This is a genomic window from Sulfoacidibacillus thermotolerans (genome assembly GCF_003144315.1).
Taxonomy (GTDB): domain Bacteria; phylum Bacillota; class Bacilli; order Alicyclobacillales; family SLC66; genus Sulfoacidibacillus; species Sulfoacidibacillus thermotolerans.
In genome coordinates, this window is sequence record NZ_MPDK01000079.1 from 1 (window position 1) to 1,617 (window position 1,617).

Below are 1,617 nucleotides of genomic sequence, written 5' to 3' on the forward strand. Positions count from 1 at the left end.
GCTCGGAGTTGTGTATAAGGGGCAGACCTTGTACCACGTCGCTAATCTGTAGGACTTTATAGTGCAGGTTCTGAGGTTGTATTGCGCCACCAGTAGGCAAATCCACTAAATCCGGTCGCTCTACAGGTTTACCAATCGCATCGTCCCACAAGTCCGGGAAGTCTTGACGCACAGTTACAGTGACACCGCCTTTCGGGTCAAACTGCCACTTAATGACTCGCATCTCTACCTTGTTCATTCCAATATTAGGAATGTCAACGTAAACGTACATACCTGGACGGAAACGATACCCGCGCATGTTGCACGGTATTTCAATAGAACGTCCAATGCGTTTGCGTTTCAATGTCAGGTTAGACAGACGTTGTGCCTGGTATGGACTTGTCACAAAACGATAGTCCACGTCCTGTGTAATTTCCTGCCCGTCTTGTTGTATCCATTCCGCAACACTTACAGGAGGGAAGTCTGCTTCCTGATAGTTTTGTAGAGGATCAATGTAAGTACCTGTGATTGTATTGGTGCGCTCTTTAAAAGCTGTTTCAGGTGTAATTTTAATGTCACCAGCAATACAGCTTGTGTCAAGTGTTAGTTCAGGTGGACCATAATATGCACCGACAAGAATACCATGTTTACCGCCAATATAAGTTAACTCTCCGCCACAAGCGTCGAGCATATCCTCCAGAATCTTAGAGGGAGCTTCGTCAATATCAAACTCACCATTTATGGTGTAACGAGGTTCGAATGTATTGTCTGCGTTCCTTACACTTTCATCGCAGATATTAGCTGCTTCTTTGAACTGGTCCCAAAGAATTGCATCATCAGAACGCTTTAAGTACACTCGTAAGTAATCCAGAATGACTAGAGCTGCGTTATTGCTAAATACCATCTTACCAGTTCTAGGATCTAATACTTTACGACCTTTCTTAAGGCATTTAACGTTAGGTAGACCGGACGGAAATTTTTCAGAATCGAAAACAAGGTTCAATTGCATCCAGCAAATACCTTTACCAATCATGTCACTCTTCCATGATGGGCAACGATTCAACATATCCTGACTGACTTTAGTAGGATTGTTATGTATTACATATGACGCTTTATCACCAAAACTTTCAATAGCGTCATCACCTAACCACACTTGTCCTACAGCCGTTAGTTCGTGTCCTGCCAATGCAAGAACCAACGTCAGCTTTTCATGGTTCTCACCATGTTTATCTGGTTCCTGTACTCCTGGTTCTTCTTCCGCAAATACAAGAACACCACTAGACACAGTTGTCCCGTAAATCACAGTTCTGGATGCAGCAGCGGCACGAATAACCTGTTTACGCTCGCTCTGAGGTGTGTAGGAATCAAAGTTGAAGCTTTGAGTTTTTGTAAGTAGAGCTCCAGCGGCACTGGCAGCAATACCAATCACAAGCGCGGTAGTGGCTGTGATAATACCTGCCGCTGCCCCAGCCGCTGCCCCGATAGCAACTACAGCTCCGATTATTGCTGGTGGCATTTACACCCTCCACGCCCCGTCTCCCATCCACAACTAACGCTGCCACCGAATAAAGAGGGTAAAAACTCGGGAGCACCCGTATCTTTAAAAAAAACACACATACCACTACCCCAACCATCACA

Annotated in this window: 1 protein-coding gene; it reads right to left on the reverse strand. The window is 45.1% G+C overall.

Going from position 1 to position 1,617, the window contains the following annotated elements; all coding sequences use genetic code 11:
• Nucleotides 1-1,495: phage tail protein (locus BM613_RS14460; protein WP_219930722.1), on the reverse strand; the 1,495-nt coding region annotated here is incomplete at its 3' end.
• Nucleotides 1,496-1,617 lie beyond the last annotated feature (122 nt).